Source organism: Nitrospirillum amazonense (assembly GCF_007828045.1).
GTDB classification, from domain to species: Bacteria; Pseudomonadota; Alphaproteobacteria; order Azospirillales; family Azospirillaceae; genus Nitrospirillum; species Nitrospirillum amazonense_C.
In genome coordinates, this window is sequence record NZ_VITN01000001.1 from 182,320 (window position 1) to 200,231 (window position 17,912).

Genomic DNA, 17,912 nt, shown 5'->3' on the forward strand with positions numbered 1-17,912 from the left:
ATGAGTACCGCCCCTAAGACCACCGCCCGCCGCCGGTCCTGGATGCTGGGCACCGCCGCCGTGGCCCTGGCCGCCATCGGCCTGGTGTCGGCCCCGCACCTGGCCAGCGGCACCAAGGCGCCGCCGGAAACCCGGCCGCAGGCACCCCTGCAAGTGAAGACCACCAGCCCCAAGCCCATCAAGTCGTCCGACGGCCTGCTGCTGCCGGCCCAGACCCAGGCCCTGACGGAATACACGGTCTACGCCCGCGTCTCCGGCTATATCGGCAAGCGCTTGGTGGACATCGGCGACGTGGTGAAGGCCGGCCAGACCCTGGCCGTCATCGAGGCGCCCGACCAGGACCAGCAGCTGATGCAGGCCCGCGCGTCGCAGCACCAGGCGGAGGCCAACCTGGCCCTGGCCAAATCCAACTACAGCCGGTCCAAGTCCCTGCTGGGCGACGGCTGGGTGACGCGCGAGACCTATGACACCCGCGAGTCCGCCCTGAACGCCGCCCAGGCCGACCTGGAGGCGGCCATCGCCAACGTAAAGCGGCTGGAGCAACTGACCGCCTACAAGACGGTGACCACGGCCATCGACGGCATCATCACCCAGCGCCTGGTGGAACAGGGTGATCTGGTGGTGGCCGACGCCAGCAGCGGCAAGGCCCTGTACCAGGTGTCGCGCCAGGACCATCTGCGCCTGGTCATCGACGTGCCCCAGGGCCAGGTGCCCGCCGTGACCGTGGGCGCCCCGGTGGACGCCAGCTTCGTGGAGTTTCCCGGCCGCAGCTTCCCGGCCAAGGTGGTGCGCATCTCGCACGCGGTGGACAGCACCAGCGGCACCATGCGGGTCGAGGCCGACCTGCCCAACCCCGACCTGACCCTGCCCGCCGGCATGCGCGGCAACGCCCACTTCCCCCAGGCGGGCGCCCAGGTGCTGGCCCTGCCGGTGAACACCATCGTCACCCGGCCGGAAGGCAAGCGCGTCGCCGTGGTCGATGGCGAGGGCAAGGTGCGCTTCCATCCCGTGACCCTTGGCCGTGAGTTCAACACCACGGTCGAGGTGGTGGGCGGGGTCAGCGACAAGGACCGCGTCGTGCTGAACCCCAACACCATGCTGAACGACGGCGACGCCGTGACGGTGGCGGAAGACGCGCCCAAGGACGGCGCGGCGAAGTAAGCGCCTGGCGTCATCGAAAAAACAAACGGCCGCTCCCCCCTGGGGCGGCCGTTTGCTTTTGCGCCGGATGGGCCGGCACCTGGGACAAGCGTAAGGACGAGCCTTACCAGGGCTCGCAGCCCTGGCACTCGATCGGGCTGGCCATGGCGACCTTGCGCTCAGCCGTCATGTGGCTGGTGGCATAGACGCCGACACCGACCAGAACCAGGCATGCCATAACGATCTTCTTGAAAGACATGGATTTTCCCCCATCAAAGCGCCGGTCGGGACAATCCCGATGGCAGGCAAAAACAGGGAAAGCAAACCTCGGGCCAATTTTCAGACTCTCTACCATCAGGACAGTTTCCAGGTCCTGAAACGGCAAGCCATTGTTAACCCGTTAAGATTTGAGTTATTAGGAAAGTGGCGGCGCAGTCGCGGGCAATATTATTATTGCCAGTGGGCAATAACGTCTCTTGGCGGGTAGGCAGAAATGACCCATCCTATCGCTCTTTTCCGTCGATTGGGGGCCTGACCCGTGGGCGCCACCGCCAGTTTAATTGGCAGCTTATTCTTAAGCGTTATCGCGAGTGGTACTGGCCTGTCCAGCGCCGTGGATCAACCCAGCGGCCAACCGGTTATTCAGTTCCTGTATCCTGACGTGGGTCCTTTTCTGCAGGGCGTTTCGGGTGGCGAGGCCGTGCGCGGCCCCATCGCCGCCCGGGTGGAGGCCTTGGCCGCCAAGGCCGGGTATGAAATCAGCTGGCTGGGGCCCATCCCCCGCAACCGCATTCTCGCGGACCTGCAGGACGGCCGGGCGGCCTGCACCCCCAACGTCATCAAGACGCCGGACCGCGAGGCGCGGTTCAAGTTCACCGAGCCCATTTTCCCGCAGATTGACTGGGTGGTCATCACCAAGAAGAACGCGGACTGGATCAAGGCCTACCCGTCGATCCAGGCGCTGCTGCGCGACAAGGCCCGTGTCTATGGCAGCATGCTGGGCGCGTCCAAGGGGCCGGTGATAGACGCCATGACGGCCGAGGAAGCCAGCCACGTCCGCCCCATCCGCGGCACGCCGTCGGATCTGGTGAAGATGATCGCGTCCGGACATGTGGATTACAGCATCGTGTCCGGCTCGGACGACGCCAAGGCGGCCGCCATCTCGGCCGGCGTCGATCCATCGGAGATCGTCGCCGTCCACTTCCCCGAGCTGTCCGCCGTCGGCGCCGGGCGCATCATGTGCGCGCAGACGGTGGGCGACGATCTGATCGCCGCCTTCGACCGGGCGCTGGCGGGCGCGCACTGAGCCGCCGGGGAGCCGCCGGGGTCACCCCACGGCCCAAGACGGGTGGACGGCAGCGGCCCGGCGGCCCATAAAGGCGGAACCTCCTGATCCTTCCGGTCTTTGCCGCTGCGATGACGCCCGACACTCCTTCCCTTCCCGACACCGAATCCCATGGCTGGGACCCCGACCTGCTGCTGGCCGTCGCCACGACGGAGGAAGGATGCGCCACCCTGGCCCAGCTGGGCCTGGTACGCCCCCGTCAAGCGGCGGCCATGGGATTGGTGCCCCTGCCCCTGGTCTTCCCCGACAAGGAACAGGTTTGGGTGGAGGAGGCGCGGCGGGACGAGCTGCTGGCCACCGTCCAGCGCCGTGCGTCCGAAGCCGTGGCGCGCCCCGCCCTGCTGGCCGCCGCCCGCCCGCCCCTGCGGGAGGCGGGGTTTGAAATCACCCCGGCCATCGTTCCCGACCGCGTGCGCGTCAGCCAGAGGCTGGAAGTTCGGCTGCCCGGCCTCAATCATCCCTACCGCCTGAACGTGGACCGCACCTTCTCCGTCGGTGAGCTGTCTGACCTGGACGGCGCCGCCCTGGTCGATCTGGTCGGCACCGATGGCAAGCTGAATGGGCGGAAGCGCGATGCCGAAGGCAGTCTGGCCCGCCGCCTGACCGAGATCGAGGCCGAGGTTTCCAGCGACGCCGAAGCCCTGGCCGAGATTCGCGACCGTCTGTGGCGGGCCACCCACCACCTGACGGACGCGCCCTCCGTCCTGCGCCGGTGGGAGCGGGAGGTGGCGACCTGGGCGCAGGACCGCATCCATGCCCGCGGCCGCAGCTTCGTCGACAGCCATTTCGACCTGAAGCGTTATGAGGACCTGTTCCCCCTGGCGCGGAGCATGCCCCGCCGCCTGGTGCTGGTGGTGGGACCGACCAATTCGGGCAAGACCCACCGCGCCATGCAGGCGCTGAAGGACGCCCGCAGCGGCGCCTACCTGGCGCCCTTGCGCCTGCTGGCGCTGGAGATCATGGACCGCCTGAACAAGGAGGGCGTGGCCGCCAACCTGGTGACGGGCGAGGAGGAGATCCGCGTGCCCGGCGCCCGCATCACCGCCTCCACGGTCGAGATGCTGGATCCGGAGAGCCGCCTGGACGTGGCGGTCATCGATGAGGTCCAGATGCTGGCGGATGCGGAGCGCGGCTGGGCCTGGTCGGCCGCCCTGGTGGGCGTGCCGGCGGAGACGGTGTACCTGCTGGGCTCCCCCGACATCCGCCCGGTGATCGAGCGCATGGCCGAGTACCTGGGCGAGCCGCTGGAGGTGGTGGAGCTGGAGCGCAAGACGCCGCTGAAGCTGATCGACCGCCGGCTGGAATGGAGCGACGTGCAGGCGGGCGATGCGCTGATCGCCTTTTCCCGGCGGGAAGTTCATTCCGTCCGCGAAACAATCCGTGCCAAGGGCCTGAGCGCCGCCGTGATCTACGGCGCCCTGGCACCCGAGGTGCGCCGGCGGGAGGCGGAGCGCTTCACCACCGGCGAGGCCGACGTGGTGGTGGCGACCGATGCCATCGGCATGGGCCTGAACCTGCCCGTGCGCCGCGTGCTGTTCACCAGCCTGGAGAAGTTCGACGGGCATGAGGTGCGCCCCCTGTCGGGGTCGGAGGTACGGCAGATCGCCGGCCGCGCCGGCCGCTATGGCAAGTTCGAGGTGGGGGAGTATGGCGTGGTCGGGCGCGGCAGCCCCAACGCCCTGCGTCACATGTACAAGGCGGCGGACGAGAAGGTCCACGCCGCCTTGTCCCTGACCCTGCGGCCCACGCGCGCCATGATGGAACGCCTGGCCACCTACGTCGGCACCGACCGCCTGGTGCCCCTGGTGGACTGCTTCGCCGCCGCCGACACCAAGGCGTCGCCCTACGCCCTGGCCGATCTGGCGCCGGTGCGCAAGATGGCGGTGGCCCTGGACGCCCGCCGCCTGGACTTCGACCGCCGCCTGACCCTGCTGTTCATGCCGGCGGACCTGGACCGCGAGACTGACGCCGACCTGGTCTACGGTATTTGCCGCGCCCTGGAGCGGGAACAGCCCCTGCCGCTTGACAGCGTGGCCGGCAAGCGCATCGACAGCCTGGACGATCTGGGGCTGGAGGCGCAGTCGCGCATCTGCGACCTCTATTACTGGGCGACCCGCAAGTTCCGCGACATGTTCCCCGACCGCGAGGCCGTCACCGAGCGCCGCGCCGCCGTGGCCGAGCGTCTGGCCCAGGTCCTGGCCATGCGCAGCCGCGCCCGCGCCGCCGGCGAAGGGCCCCACAAGCCCAAGCCCGGCTTCCGCGGCGCCCCCCGGAAGCGCTATGGGCCGAAGCGGAAGTGACGGTCAGGCGAAACTGAGGGCATGGGAGATTGCCGCCGCCGTGCTTTGCAGCGCCGGCAAGAACTCCTCCCGCAACTGCGCCTCGGTCACACGGGACGCATGGGTGCTGACGTTCATGGCGGCGATGATCGCCCCGCCCCGGCCGCGAATGGGCACGGCGATGGAACGCAAACCCTCCTCCAGCTCCTGATTCACCAGGGCCCAGCCCTGGCCGCCGGCCTGGCGCACGGCGGCCTTGACCGCGTCTGCCTTGATGTCCGGCGTGGCGGCCAGCACAGCGTCCAGATCGGCATCCGGCAGGGCCGACAGCAGGACCCGGCCCATGGAGGTGCGGGCGGCCGGCAGGCGGGTGCCGATGCTGATCTCGATGGACATGATGCGCTTCATCGGCACACGCACGACGTAGACGATGTCCGTGCCGTCCAGCACGGAGATGGAGCAGGATTCCTGCACCCGGCCCACCAGTTCCTGCATGAAGGGCTGGGCGACACCCGTCAGCGTCAGGGATGACAGATAGGCCAGGCCCAGGTTCAGCACCTTGGGCCGCAGGCTGAACAGCTTGCCATCAAACGCGACGTAGCCCAGGGCGCACAGGGTGTGCAGCAAGCGCCGCGCGGTGGCGCGGGTGACATCGGCACGCTTGGCCACCTGCGACAGGGTCATGGGCGTGTGGGTGGCGCCGAACGCCTCGATCACCGCCAAGCCGCGCGCCAGCGCCCGCACGAACTCCCCACCCTCGTCACCCGCCTCACCGTCCGCGTCGCTCATGTGCCGTCCTCACCCATGCAGGAATTCGCCCCCACGGCCGTTGACAGGCCGGGGCGGGAGGTTCACTCTGATGTTCATTATACGGACATTTGTACGCTAGACGAACAAAAAGATGCGGCTGATGAAAAATGTCGGCCACGACTTTTCCCGGGGAGGGGACAGCCGATCAGGCCCCGCGCGATCGCCGACAGGGTGATCGCCATCCGGGCGCCAGCCAGGCCCCTTCCTTCGCGACGACGAAGGAGTGCGTATTTCATGACCGAAGTCTTCATCTGCGACGCGATCCGGACCCCCATCGGGCGTTATGGCGGCGCCCTGTCGTCGGTGCGCGCCGACGATCTGGCGGCGGTACCGTTGAAGGCCCTGATGGCGCGCAACGCCAAGGCGGATTGGGACGCGGTGGGCGATGTCGTTTTCGGCTGCGCCAACCAGGCGGGGGAGGACAACCGCAACGTGGCCCGCATGGCGGGGCTGCTGGCGGGCCTGCCGGTCGGCCTGGGCGGCACCACCGTCAACCGGCTGTGCGGATCGGGCATGGACGCGGTGGCCATGGCCGCCCGCGTGGTGGCCCTGGGTGAGGCGGACCTGATGATCGCCGGCGGGGTGGAAAGCATGTCCCGCGCGCCCTTCGTCATGGGCAAGGCGGAGGACGCCTTTTCCCGCAAGGCCGAGATCTTCGACACCACCATCGGCTGGCGCTTCGTCAACAAGGCGATGAAGGCGGCCTATGGTGTCGACAGCATGCCGGAGACGGGCGAGAACGTGGCCGAGGACTTCGGCATTTCCCGTGCCGACCAGGATGCCTTCGCCATCGCCAGCCAGCGGAAGGCCGCCGCCGCCCAGGCGCGCGGCCGGTTCGAGCGGGAAATCGTCCCCGTCACCATCCCCCAGCGCAAGGGCGAGCCCAAGGTGGTGGCCGCGGATGAGCACCCCCGCCCCGACACCACGCTGGAGGCGCTGGCCAAGCTGAAAGGCGTGGTGAAGGCCGAGGGCACGGTGACGGCCGGCAACGCATCCGGCGTGAACGACGGGGCGGCCGCGCTGCTGCTGGCATCCAGCGAGGGCGTGCGCAAGTACGGCCTGACGCCCCTGGCCCGCTTCGTCGGGGCCGCCACGGCCGGCGTGCCGCCGCGCGTCATGGGCATCGGCCCGGCGCCGGCGACGCAGAAGCTGCTGGCCCGCTTGGGCCTGACCATCGGCGACATCGATGTGGTGGAGTTGAACGAGGCCTTCGCCAGCCAGGGCCTGGCCGTGCTGCGCCAGCTGGGCATCGCCGACGACGACGCGCGGGTGAACCCCAACGGTGGCGCCATCGCCCTGGGCCATCCCCTGGGCATGTCCGGCGCCCGCCTGGTCGCCACCGCCGCCCATGAGCTGGCCGGCGGCGACGCCCGCCGCGCCCTCTGCACCATGTGCATCGGCGTGGGCCAGGGTATCGCCAGCGTCATCGAACGGGTCTGATCACCCCCAGGCCCTAAGCACACCGGAGCGTAGCGACGAGGCCCCGACCGGGGCCGCCGCAGGTTTCCGGGGAAGCATAGCGGACTGGAAACCGAGGACAAGCCAAGGGGCGGATGCCCCGCCGGCGTTTGAGGAATAAGAACCGATGTTATCCAAAGTTCGTGCTTCAGCCCTGGACGCGCTTGCCGACGTGCCGGATGGCGCCACCGTCATGGTGGGCGGCTTCGGCAACGCCGGCATGCCCATGGAACTGGTGGACGCCCTGATCGAGCAGGGTGCGACGGATCTGACGATCGTCAGCAACAACGCCGGCAACGGCACCACCGGCTTGGCGGCCCTGCTGGCGGCGGGGAGGGTGCGCAAGGTCATCTGTTCCTTCCCCCGCCAGACCGACAGCTTCGTCTTTGACGAGCTGTACCGCGCCGGCAAGGTGGAACTGGAGCTGGTGCCCCAGGGCAACCTGGTGGAGCGCATCCGCGCGGCCGGCGCCGGCATCGGCGGCTTCTTCACCCCCACGGGCTACGGCACGCCGCTGGCCGACGGTAAGGAAAGCCGGGTGATCGACGGCCGGGGTTTTGTCCTGGAATACCCCATCCACGCCGATGTCGCCCTGATCAAGGGCCGCCTGGCCGACCGCTGGGGCAACATGGTGTTTCGCAAAACCGCCCGCAACTTCGGCCCCATCATGGCGTCCGCCGCCAAAATCTCCGTGGCGCAGGTGGAAGAGATCGTGGAGCTGGGCGCCCTGGATCCGGAGGCCATCGCCCTGCCCGGGATTTTCGTCAGCCGCGTGGTGGCCGTGGGCAAGCACGCCGCCCGCTCGGCCGCTTGAGCCAGGAGTTAGAACCATGAGCCACACGCCCCCCAAGTACGTCGCGTGGACCCGCGACCAGATGGCCGCCCGCATCGCCAACGACATCGAGGACGGTGCCGTCGTCAACATCGGCATCGGCATGCCGGAACTGGTCGCCGACCATCTGTCACCCAACAAGGAAATCCTGCTGCATAGCGAGAACGGCATCCTGGGCATGGGCCCCAGGCCCGCCGCCGACGCCGTGGATCCGGACCTGATCAACGCCGGCAAGCAGCCGGTGACCCTGCTGGACGGCGGCGCCTTCTTCGACCATAGCCTGTCCTTCGCCATGATGCGGGGCGGGCACCTGGACATCGCCATCCTGGGCGCCTTCCAGGTGGCGGAGAACGGTGACATCGCCAATTGGTCCACCGGCAAGCCCGGCGCCATCCCGGCCGTGGGCGGGGCCATGGACCTGGTCGTGGGCGCCCGCCAGGTCTTCGTGATGATGGAGCACCTGACCAAGGACGGGCAGTCCAAGCTGGTGCACCGCTGCACCTATCCCTTGACCGGGCTGGGCTGCGTCACCCGCGTCTACACCGATCTGGCGGTGCTGGACGTGACGGCCGACGGCTTCGCCGTGCGCGAGCTGTGCCAGGGCCTGAGCCTGGATGCGCTGCAGTCGCTGTCCGGCCTGACGCTGGCGGCCGCCTGAGCCACCGGGCGGCTGGCGCCCCAGGGCGCCGGCCGCATCCCAAGTGGTATGGGCGGGACAGGGAGAAGCGTAAACCACATATAAACCACCGAAGCCTTAAGCCATTGACCTAACCGGAAGATTTGGCCTGGCGGCATGTTCGTACCATTGTAGGTTGAACGAACCTCTCGTATCCTTCAGGGCATGCTTAGGCCCCGGCATCGGCCGGGACCGTCCCGGGTGGGAAGGTGCGTCGGTGGACCTGGACATCCCCAGCCTGCTGGTCGTCAACACGCTGCTGCAAACCGTGGCGGCCCTGTGCCTGCTGATGGCGGCCTTATCCCTGCCCCGTCAGGCGGGCCTGTCCTATTGGGCGGCATCCGGCTTCGCCCAGGCGGCCGGCCTGGCCCTGAACAGCCAGCCGGGCTGGCTGGGTCTGCTATCCAGCCATTTCCTGATCTTCACCGGCTATGGCCTGGCCTATGTCGGCGTGGTCCGTTTCCTGGGTCGGCCCGCGCATGAGACGTGGCCTGTGTTGGCGGCGGGCGCGCTGCTGGCGGCCATGTTCCTGTGGTTCACCGTGGTCGCGCCGGAAAGCCGGGGCCGCATCCTGGTCAGCAGCCTATTCTTCACCACCCTGTCGGCCGCCATCGCCTGGCACCTGGTGCGCCATGCGGAGCGGGATTTATGTCCCGCCGCGACCGTCACCGGCACCCTCTACGCGGCGTGGGCGCTGCTGGCCCTGGCCCGCGCCGGCTGGGCCCTGGTGATCGATTGGGAAGGGACGGCGCAGGAACCCCATGCCATGAAGGTGGCGACCCGCCTGGTCATCATCTGCGTCACCACCACCGTCACCAACGGCTATCTGTGGATGATCAGCCGGCGCCTGGATTCCGAACTGATGCAGCAGGCCCGGCAGGACCCGCTGACCGGCGTGGCCAACCGCCGGGTGCTGTGGTCGGCGGGCGAGATGGAGGTGTCGCGCGCGCTGCGCCACCACCGGGCGCTATCGTTGCTGATGATCGACATCGACCATTTCAAGGCGGTGAACGACCGCTGGGGCCACGGCACCGGTGACGCCCTGCTGGTGGCCGTGGCGGATTGCCTGACGCGGGAGCTGCGGCGCAGCGACATCCTGGCCCGGGTGGGCGGGGAGGAGTTCATGGCCCTGCTGCCGGAAACCGGGCTGGAGGATGCCTGGGCGGTGGCGGAACGGGTGCGCCAGCAGGTGGCGGCCCTCACCCTGGACCGGCCGCAGGGGGCGGTGCGGTGCACCGTCAGCATCGGTGTCGCCACACTGGAGGCCGACGGCCATGTGTGGGAGGAACTGGTGACGGCGGCCGACCAGGCGCTGTACCGCGCCAAGGACACGGGCCGCAACCGCACCGAAACGCTGAGCGTCGGGCCCGGTGGGCTGGAGACATCCTTGCCCTTGGCCCAGTCGGGCTGGACCGTCTGATGTCCTGCAAACGAAGATCGCCCTGGGAACTATTGGGTCAGGGTTTGCGCGGCGGCAGCATCTCGCGCCACAGGGGCAGGCGCCGTTCCAGGTCGACGAAGGTGACCAGCGCCTCGGGGCACTCATCGCGGTTGGGCGCCTGGGTCTGCATGGTGACGGCCGTGTTCACCAGGAAATCGAACATCTCCCCCACCTTGCGCCGCTCGTCCGCGTTGGGTGCCGTGAGGTCCAGGAGGTCCCGCACCTGGTCGGAGGCATGGTCCGTCCGCGCCGCCGCCACACCGCAGGCCTTGGCCTGCCCGATGATGGGCCCGGCCGAGCGCGCGTAGTCCCACACGTCCGCGCGGGCGGCGGCGGGCGGCAGCAGGGCGAGGACGGCGAAGGTGAAACGCGCGCGGATTTGGGGTGCCCTTCTCAGCATGCCCCGAAGATAGGATGCGGACGCCGCCGACGCCAGCGCCCTACCCCCCGATCAACAGCTTGGTCAGCCAGCGGTGCAGGGGTTTCAGCGGCGGGCGGGCCAGGCGGTCCAGGCGGGGGCCCTTGCGGTCGAACACCGCCTTCAGGTGGCTGAAGGTGTCGAAGCCGTCGCGGCCGTGATAGCGGCCCATGCCGCTGGGTCCGATGCCGCCGAAGGGCAGGTCCTCCACCGCCACGTGGATCAGGGTGTCGTTGACCACCACGCCGCCGGCGGCGGTGGTCTTCAGGGCCTGGTCGATCAAGGCGCGGTCACGGCCGAACAGGTAGAAGGCCAGCGGCCGGGGCCGGTCGCGCACATAGTCCAGCGCCTGGCCGACATCGTCATAGGGTATGATGGGCAGCACGGGGCCGAAGATCTCCTCCCGCTGCAGGGTGATGTCCTCGGGCGGGTCCAGCACCACGGCGGGGCCGATGTCCAGGCCCGGCACGGGCGGGCCCAGCTCACGCACCTCCGCCCCCTGCCCCTTGGCCTCCGCCACCAGCGCCGCCATGCGGGCACGGCCCGCCCCCCCGAAGACGGCGGACATGGTGCTGGCGCCCCCTTCCGCCGGGAAATAGCCAGGCACGGCCTTGCCCAGTTCTGTCACGAAATCCTGCATCCGGGACCGGGGCACCAGGGCGTAGTCGGGCGCCACGCAGGTCTGGCCGGCGTTAGTGAACTTGCCGTAGGCGATGTCGGTGGCGGCCGACGCCAGGTCGGCGTCCGGCAGCACCAGCGCCGGCGACTTGCCGCCCAGTTCCAGGGTGACGGGCGTCAGATTCTCGGCCGCCGCCTTCATCACCATGCGCCCCACGCGCGTGGATCCGGTGAACAGGATATGGTCGAAGGGCAGCCGGCCGAAGTGGGCCCCCACCTCCGCCCCACCGGAAACGACGATGGCGGTGTCAGCCCCCACCGCCTCGGCCACGATGTCGGCGATCAGCGCCGTGGTGCGGGGGGTGAGTTCCGAGGGTTTCAGCAGCACGCGGTTGCCGGCGGCCAGCGCCCCGGTCAGGGGGCCCAGCGCCAGGAACAAGGGGTAGTTCCAGGGGGCGATGACCCCAACCACGCCCACCGGCTGCGGCTGCACCCAGGCGCGGCCGGGGCCCAGGGTCAGCGGCACGGACCGGCGGCGGGGCTTCATCCAGCCCGCCAGGTGGCGGCGGGCATGGCGCAGGCCTTCCAGCGACACGAAGATTTCGGCGAACAGCGTCTCATGCGCCAGCCGGCCGCCGAAATCGGCATCCACCGCCTGGACCAGCGCGTCCTGGCGGCGGACCAGGGCCCGTTCCAGGGCCGCCAGCCAATCCCGCCGCCGGTCGGCCGGGGGAAACGCATCCTGCCGCGCCGCCGCCCGCAGCCGGTCGAAGGCCTGGGACACCGCCGCCAGGTCCCCCTCCACCCCCCGCTCCACCGCCATCATTCTTTCCTCCACCTTTCTAGTTTCTTTTACAGGCCGGCGACCGCCGGCCCCGCAGTTTTCCGGGGAGCGTCAGCGGACTGGAAAACGAGGAAGGCAAGCGGCCGGATGGCCGCGCCCGCCGAGGGCATTCAGAAATGCCAACTCAGGTAACCGCCGAAGCGGCGGGGGGAACCCATGCTGAGGGCGTCCAGGCCGAAGCTGTCCAGGTTGTTGATGTCCATGATGTAGGTCTGGTCGAACAGGTTGCGCACCCACAGGCCCAGGCTGATGGTGCCGTTTGGCGCGGTCCAGCCCAGGCGCGCGTCGGTCAGCCAATAGCCGGACTGGCTGAGGCGGGTCAGATTGTGGCTGTCGAAATAGACCAGGGATCGATAGCTGACGTTGACGCTGGCGTTCAGCGTGCCGGCGTCCTTGCCGCCCGCCCCGTCCAGCGGCTGGTCATAGCTGACCAGGCCGGACAGGGTCCAGCGCGGGGCGGACGGCAGGCGGTTGCCGGTCAGGTTCTCCCCCTCCGAGACATAGTTCTGGTATTCGCTGTTGAGGTATTCGCCGCCCAGGCTGATCTCCAGCCCCTTCAGCGGCACCAGGGTGACATCGGCGTCCACGCCATAGAGGCGGGCGCTGGCGGCATTATTGAAGGTCTGGGTGGGGATGCCGTCGCGGGTAACGATCTGGAAGACCTGGAGGTTGCTGTAATCGTAGTAGAAGCCGGCAGCGTTCAGGCGTAGGCGCTTGTTCCACAGCTCGGTCTTGGCCCCCACCTCATAGGCATCCAGCGTCTCGTCGGCATAGGGCGCCAGGTCGGCCGGGTCGCGGGTATAACCACCGAAGAAGCCACCGCTTTTGTAACCGCGGTTGTAGCTGGCGTAGAGCATGACGTCGTCGGTGGGCTTCACCTGGATGGAGGCGCGGCCGGACACGCTGTCGAAGGATTTGGAGGCCGCGTAGTTGAGCACGTCCACCACCTGCTCCACCGTGCTGCGGTAGCGGAAGTCCTTATCGTCCTGGGAATAGCGCAAGCCGCCGGTCAGGGTGACCATGTCCGTCAGCTGGTAATCCACCTGGCCGAAGACGGCGTAGCTGTCGCTGATCTGGGTGTAGGGATAGCCCACCGTGGCCACGTTGTTCTCCAGCGAGAAGCCGGTGGGGTTGTCGTCGGTGACGAACAGGGGCCGCAGGTCGCGCAGGATGTCGTACTGGCTGGACGTGTTCAGGTAGTCGTGCAGGAAATAGGCGCCGGCCACGCCGCGCAGCCGGTCGCCCAGCGGCGCCTCCACCCGCAATTCCTGGGACACGTCATGCTGCGTCGCCTTGTAGGTGCTGGTCAGCAGGTTGTTGGGGCTGGCGTCGGTATCCTCCAGGTCGTTGCGCTCGGCGCTGTCGAAGCCGGTGATGGAGTAGAGCGTGGCCTTGCCGAGGTCCCACCGCACGTTGACGGAGGCGCCCCAGGTGTCGACCTTGTCCTGGCCCTTGACGTTGTAGTCGCCGGCGTAGGGGTTGTTGTCGGTGTCGGCATAGCCCAGCGCGTCGGTGCATAGGCCGGAGGTATAGGCCCCGGCGGCGCACAGCCCATCGGGTCCGGCAACGGATGGATCTTGCGGCATCAAGGGACGGGCCTGGGCATAGCGGCTGTCACCCCGGTTCTGGCCGCCGTGGAACTGCACCGTGACGCTGAGGTCGTCGCTGGGCGTGAACAGCAGGCTGGCGCGCCCGCCCCAGCGGTTCACGGCGTTCACATAGTCGTTGTAATAGCGGTTGTAGGTGTCGCCATCGTCGCGTTCGTAGATGCCGGCCAGGCGCACCGCCAGCTTGCCCGGGATGAGGGCACCGCCCACGCCGGCCTCCGCCTTCACGGAATTGAAGCGGCCGTATTCCAGGCTGCCGTCGCTGGTGGTCTCGAAGGTCGGCTGGCGGGTGGTGATGTTGATGGCGCCACCGGTGGTGTTGCGGCCATAGAGCGTGCCCTGGGGGCCCTTCAGCACCTCCACCCGTTCCAGGTCGAAGAACTGGCCCAACTGCGCCAGGGGCGATGCCACGAAGACGCCGTCCGTATAGATGCCAACGGCGCCGGCGGCGTTGGCGTTGAAGTCGTTCAGGCCCACGCCGCGGATGAACACCTTGGGGTTGGCACTGGCGTCGGAGGTCTTGATCTGCAGGCCCGGCGTCAGCGCGGGCAGATCCTGCACGTCGCGCACGCCGGTCTTTTCCAGCGTCTCGGCCGTCAGCGCGGTGATGGCCACCGGCACGTCCTGCAGGTTTTCCGCCCGCTTCTGCGCCGTGACCACGATTTCCTGCAACACGCCGCCCGTATCGGCCGGCGCTGCAGACTGCGCCCGGGCAGTGCCATGCAGCGCACCCAGCGCCACGCCCGACAGCAGCATGAACCCAATACCCGCCTTGCCTATCCGCATCATGGTTGGCTCCCTGTTTTTGGTTCCGTCGTTGCGCAACCGCCCTAGCACTCTTTCTTCTTGGCCCCGGTGCCCGCCGGGGTACGCGCTCGGCTGCCGTTTTCGGTCAGGCCGACATCTCGAACACCGGCCACCGCCCGGTTATGGCGGCGCCGTCATAGGCCAGCAGCGGCCCGAATTGCAGCAGCACCGCTTCGCTCTGCGAGGGGCGCAGGAACACCCAGTCGTCCGGCTTCAGCGGCACGCGACGCGATCCCGACCAGCGTTCCTGGTTGCTGGACCGGCCGTAGAGGCCGCTGAGCTGCAGGCCCGGCGGCGATACCGGGTTGGCCAGCCAATGCCCGCCCTGCACGAAGAAGGCGCGGGCAGTATTGGGGTCGAAGAAGGCGGCGACGCCAGCCAGGCTTTCCAGCCCGGGGATCAGCGCCGGCTCCGCCACCTTCAGCACCGGGGTGGCGATGAAGCAGGCCGGCTGGTGATGCGCCAGGGTGTCGATGTCGAAGTCCGTGGGCTTCACGAAGGCGGAGCCGACGGCCACCTCCGTCGCCACCGGGTCGTCGGTGTGCAGGGCGTAGGTGGGGCTGCCCGCCGTGTTGAAGGTGTAGGGCACCTGGCCTTCCTTCAGCGGCGCCTTCTCCCGCAGGACGCCGGCCATGCGGGCGTAGATGTCCTTGGCCCGGGCCAGCGCCTTGCCCCGCATGTCGAACACGCCGGGCATCTTGGCGACATGGGGGTCATAGCCCATGAGGCCGCAGGCGGTGACGGCCGGGTCCAGGCCCGCCAGCATGGCGGCCAGCGCGGCAGGATCCGTCAGGCCGCCCCGGTGCAGGCCCACGTCGATCTCGAAATTCACCGACAGCGCCACGCCGCGCGCCTTGGCCATCGCCGTGTACTGGGCCAGGCGCTCCGGCGTATCGATCAGCCACTGCGGCCCGGGGGCCTGCGCCCCCAATTTGTCGTAATAGGCGGCGGCCGCCGCCACCGGCAGGGGCTTGCCCATCAGCATGTCGGCATCGGGGACGCGGGCGCCCATCTCCACCAGCATGGGCTGGTTGAAGACCATATAGCGCTTGGTCTTCAGGCCCGCCGCCACCCGGTCCATCAGGTCGTGGCAGGGCAGCGACTTGACGACGATGCGCAGGCCCTTGGCCTGGCTGCCCGCCTTGCCCAGGGTATCGCCCACCGCCTTGATGTTGGCGTCCAGCCGCGTGGTGTCGATCACCAGCACCGGCTGGGCCACGCCTGCCTTGGCCAGGGCGGCCGACAGTCCGGTGAAATAGGCGTCATGCCCGCCGCCGTGGTCGCCCTCCGGCCAGGCGAGGGCGGCGGCGCCCACGACGGCGGCGCCGGCAATGCCGCCCGCCAGCACACCGCGACGGCTGGGCCGCCTTCCATAGTCATCACGCATCGATGAACACCCCCCGCAGGTAGTCGTTGAGGAAGCGCCCCTCCGGGTCGACCTGGCGGCGCATGTCCATGGCGTCGCGGAAGCGGGGATAGAGGGCGGTGAAATCGGCGGACTTCAGCGTGTTCAGCTTGCCCCAGTGCGGCCGGCCGCCATGGCGCCGCAGGATGGGTTCCACCACGTCGAACAGGAACTGATAGTCGTCCTTGTAATAGGCGTGCACGGCGATGGAGCCGGACGGCCGGTCGTGGAAGGGCGACAGCCAGGCATCGTCGGGGGCGATCACCCGCGCCTCGATGGGGAAGAAGACATCGTGCCGCCGGGTCTCGATGGCTTCAATCACGTCCTTCAGCGCCTGCACCTGCGCCGCGCGCGGCAGGTGGAATTCCATCTCGTTGAAGCGGATGGGGCGTTCGTTGGACAGCAGCTGCCAGCTTTCCGCCACCACCCGTTCCGGTTCCAGGCCTGACAGCACATGCTTGGCCACGCGGCGGCGGATGGCGGGGGACCAGCCCAGCCAGTCGCGCAGCGCCTTCAGGCTCATGACCGCGTCATTGTCCTGGGTGGGCGGCCGGGGCGTGGCCGGCGCGTCCGTCTCATCATGGGTGATGATGGCGGTCATGCCGGTGAAGGGCAGGTAGTAGAACTCCACATTGCGGTGGGCCGCTTGCAGGGTGGGCCATTCCGCCAAGGTCTGCTCCACCGGCTGCAGCCACACCCGCCGCTCCACCCGGTGCGCCGGGCTGTTTTTCAGCGTCACGCGGGTGAGGATGCCGAAGGCGCCCAGCCCCACGCGGGCGGCGGCGAACAGGTCGGCGTTGTGGCTGGCATCGCAGTCCAGCACTTGGCCGTCCGCCGTCACCAGGCGGAAGGCCTGGACGTTACCGTGCAGGGCCATCAGGTTGACGCCGGTGCCGTGGGTGGCGGTGGACAGGGCGCCGGCCAGCGATTGCTTGTTGATGTCCGGCAGGTTGGGCATCTCCTGCCCCACGGCGGACAGGGCCGGGCCCAGGTCAGCCAGCCGGGTGCCGGCCCGGACATGGGCGGTCAGCGCCCCCGCGTCGTGGCCATCCAGCCCGGCGATGCGGTCCAGCGTCACCAGCGTGCCGGGCGTGGGCACCAGGGGCATGAAGGAATGGCCGGCGCCCACGGCGCGGATGGGCCCGGGGCTCTTGCGCACCAGGTCGGCCAGTTCGCCCTCATCCGCCGGCGCCGCGCGACTGGCGGGGTAGGAATGCTGAATGCCGGACCAGTTGCGCCACAGCAGATGGCCGCCGGCGTCGGCGCTGGGCGGGGCCGGCGGTTCCGGCTGCACGCCCACGCGGGAGGCCGCCACGCCGCCGGCGGCCAGCGCCGTGCCGCCCATCAACAGAAACAGGGTGCGCCGTGTCAGCATGGTTCGGTCCGTTCCCCCATCAAGGCTTGTCGTTCAGTTGGCTTTTCCAGCCGGCATCTGGCCCGGCGCTTGGCCGGCCATGAAGCGGATCAGCGCCTGGTAATCGTCGGCTGTGCAGGAGAAGCACTGGCCCCCCGCCGGCATGCCGTTGAAGCCTTCCAACGTGTGTTTCAGCAGGGTGTCCGGCCCCTTGGCCCAGCGCGGCTTCCATGCCGTGGCGTAGCCCACCAAGGGGGCGCCGGAGTCCGGATTGGCATGGCAGGCCTTGCAGCTGGCCTCATACAGGCCGGCCAGGCGGTCCTCCGCCGGCCGCCGCGCGGCCAGCGCCTCGGCCGTGGGCGGCGCCTCGGGCGCCGGGTCGCAGGCCGTCAGGCCCGCCGCCAGCCCGGCCAGCAGGATCAGTGCGGGCATGCGCGCCCGTTTCGGAAAATGCCCGATGCCCAAGCCCATGAAACTCCCCGTTGCCGCCCGTCTTCGCGGGCACAGCGTTAGTCATCGCTAACTGCAGTTAGTGATAACTAAAGATGGCAGGGCTGGCAAGGGGGTTTGTCGCTGTCACGCCACCCATAGTTTGGCCGACTGGGGCCATAGCCTGCCTCAAATGACACCGTAGCTTGGCAGGGGAGACGGAAACTCAATAGAATCAAACGGATACTGCGTCGGTCGGCGTTCAAGCCGCGCGCCATTAACAGGTGGCGCCAGCCGGCAGGTCCAGTCCCTCGGCCTTCAGGATCGTGGCCGGATCGACCAGCAACCGGGCCTTGAAGCCATCGCGCGCTCATGCCCCTACTCCCCCGATATCGCGTGGCACAGCCGTCTGCCTGCCCAATACCGGTCATCTCCATACCGTTACTGGT

General features: G+C 68.8%; 15 protein-coding genes. 7 read left to right on the forward strand and 8 right to left on the reverse strand.

What is annotated here, in order from left to right:
- Complete coding sequence (locus FBZ89_RS00715; protein ID WP_186457116.1) at positions 1-1,161, forward strand: efflux RND transporter periplasmic adaptor subunit; 1,161 nt, start codon at positions 1-3, stop codon at positions 1,159-1,161.
- A 103-nt stretch (positions 1,162-1,264) separates the two neighbouring features.
- On the opposite strand, the gene FBZ89_RS31830 is transcribed toward FBZ89_RS00715, so the two are convergent.
- A complete protein-coding gene (locus FBZ89_RS31830) occupies positions 1,265-1,399 on the reverse strand; it encodes a hypothetical protein (RefSeq protein WP_276328596.1) in 135 nt (44 codons plus the stop codon).
- 402 nt (positions 1,400-1,801) lie between these two features.
- Between FBZ89_RS31830 and FBZ89_RS00720 the strand changes: the two genes are divergently transcribed.
- On the forward strand, positions 1,802-2,446 hold the full coding sequence (locus FBZ89_RS00720) for a substrate-binding periplasmic protein (RefSeq protein ID WP_186457117.1): 645 nt from the start codon (positions 1,802-1,804) through the stop codon (positions 2,444-2,446).
- A 110-nt stretch (positions 2,447-2,556) separates the two neighbouring features.
- Positions 2,557-4,785: a helicase-related protein gene (locus FBZ89_RS00725; RefSeq protein WP_145748123.1), complete on the forward strand. Its 2,229-nt coding sequence runs from the start codon at positions 2,557-2,559 to the stop codon at positions 4,783-4,785.
- Positions 4,786-4,788: 3 nt separating this feature from the next.
- On the opposite strand, the gene FBZ89_RS00730 is transcribed toward FBZ89_RS00725, so the two are convergent.
- Positions 4,789-5,553, reverse strand: coding sequence for an IclR family transcriptional regulator domain-containing protein (locus FBZ89_RS00730; RefSeq protein ID WP_145748124.1), 765 nt, complete (start codon positions 5,551-5,553; stop codon positions 4,789-4,791).
- Positions 5,554-5,808: 255 nt separating this feature from the next.
- On the opposite strand from FBZ89_RS00730, the gene pcaF reads away from it, so the two are divergent.
- From pcaF to FBZ89_RS00750, 4 genes are all read left to right on the forward strand, one after another.
- A complete protein-coding gene (pcaF, locus tag FBZ89_RS00735; RefSeq protein ID WP_145748125.1) occupies positions 5,809-7,014 on the forward strand; it encodes a 3-oxoadipyl-CoA thiolase in 1,206 nt (401 codons plus the stop codon).
- Between the two features lie 145 nt (positions 7,015-7,159).
- Positions 7,160-7,846, forward strand: a complete 687-nt coding sequence (locus tag FBZ89_RS00740) for a 3-oxoacid CoA-transferase subunit A (RefSeq protein ID WP_145748126.1) — start codon at positions 7,160-7,162, stop codon at positions 7,844-7,846.
- Between the two features lie 16 nt (positions 7,847-7,862).
- The gene (locus FBZ89_RS00745) at positions 7,863-8,522 is read left to right on the forward strand and encodes a 3-oxoacid CoA-transferase subunit B (RefSeq protein ID WP_145748127.1); all 660 of its coding nucleotides are present in this window, start codon (positions 7,863-7,865) and stop codon (positions 8,520-8,522) included.
- Positions 8,523-8,757: 235 nt separating this feature from the next.
- Positions 8,758-9,960 (forward strand): GGDEF domain-containing protein, encoded by a 1,203-nt coding sequence (locus FBZ89_RS00750; protein WP_145748128.1) that lies wholly within the window; start codon positions 8,758-8,760, stop codon positions 9,958-9,960.
- Between the two features lie 37 nt (positions 9,961-9,997).
- Here the strand turns inward: FBZ89_RS00750 and FBZ89_RS00755 are convergent, their stop codons facing one another.
- The 6 genes from FBZ89_RS00755 to FBZ89_RS00780 form a co-directional block, all read right to left on the reverse strand.
- Positions 9,998-10,381, reverse strand: a complete 384-nt coding sequence (locus FBZ89_RS00755) for a hypothetical protein (RefSeq protein WP_145748129.1) — start codon at positions 10,379-10,381, stop codon at positions 9,998-10,000.
- 40 nt (positions 10,382-10,421) lie between these two features.
- The gene (locus FBZ89_RS00760) at positions 10,422-11,843 is read right to left on the reverse strand and encodes a coniferyl aldehyde dehydrogenase (protein ID WP_211115056.1); all 1,422 of its coding nucleotides are present in this window, start codon (positions 11,841-11,843) and stop codon (positions 10,422-10,424) included.
- A gap of 128 nt (positions 11,844-11,971) precedes the next feature.
- On the reverse strand, positions 11,972-14,257 hold the full coding sequence (locus FBZ89_RS00765; protein WP_211115057.1) for a TonB-dependent receptor: 2,286 nt from the start codon (positions 14,255-14,257) through the stop codon (positions 11,972-11,974).
- A gap of 103 nt (positions 14,258-14,360) precedes the next feature.
- Positions 14,361-15,662, reverse strand: coding sequence for an alanine racemase (locus FBZ89_RS00770; RefSeq protein ID WP_145748130.1), 1,302 nt, complete (start codon positions 15,660-15,662; stop codon positions 14,361-14,363).
- The gene (locus FBZ89_RS00775) at positions 15,655-17,055 is read right to left on the reverse strand and encodes a D-arabinono-1,4-lactone oxidase (RefSeq protein ID WP_145748131.1); all 1,401 of its coding nucleotides are present in this window, start codon (positions 17,053-17,055) and stop codon (positions 15,655-15,657) included. The genes FBZ89_RS00770 and FBZ89_RS00775 overlap by 8 nt, the downstream gene beginning before the upstream one ends.
- A 33-nt stretch (positions 17,056-17,088) precedes the next feature.
- The gene (locus FBZ89_RS00780) at positions 17,089-17,466 is read right to left on the reverse strand and encodes a c-type cytochrome (protein WP_145748132.1); all 378 of its coding nucleotides are present in this window, start codon (positions 17,464-17,466) and stop codon (positions 17,089-17,091) included.
- Between the last annotated feature and the right edge of the window lie 446 nt (positions 17,467-17,912).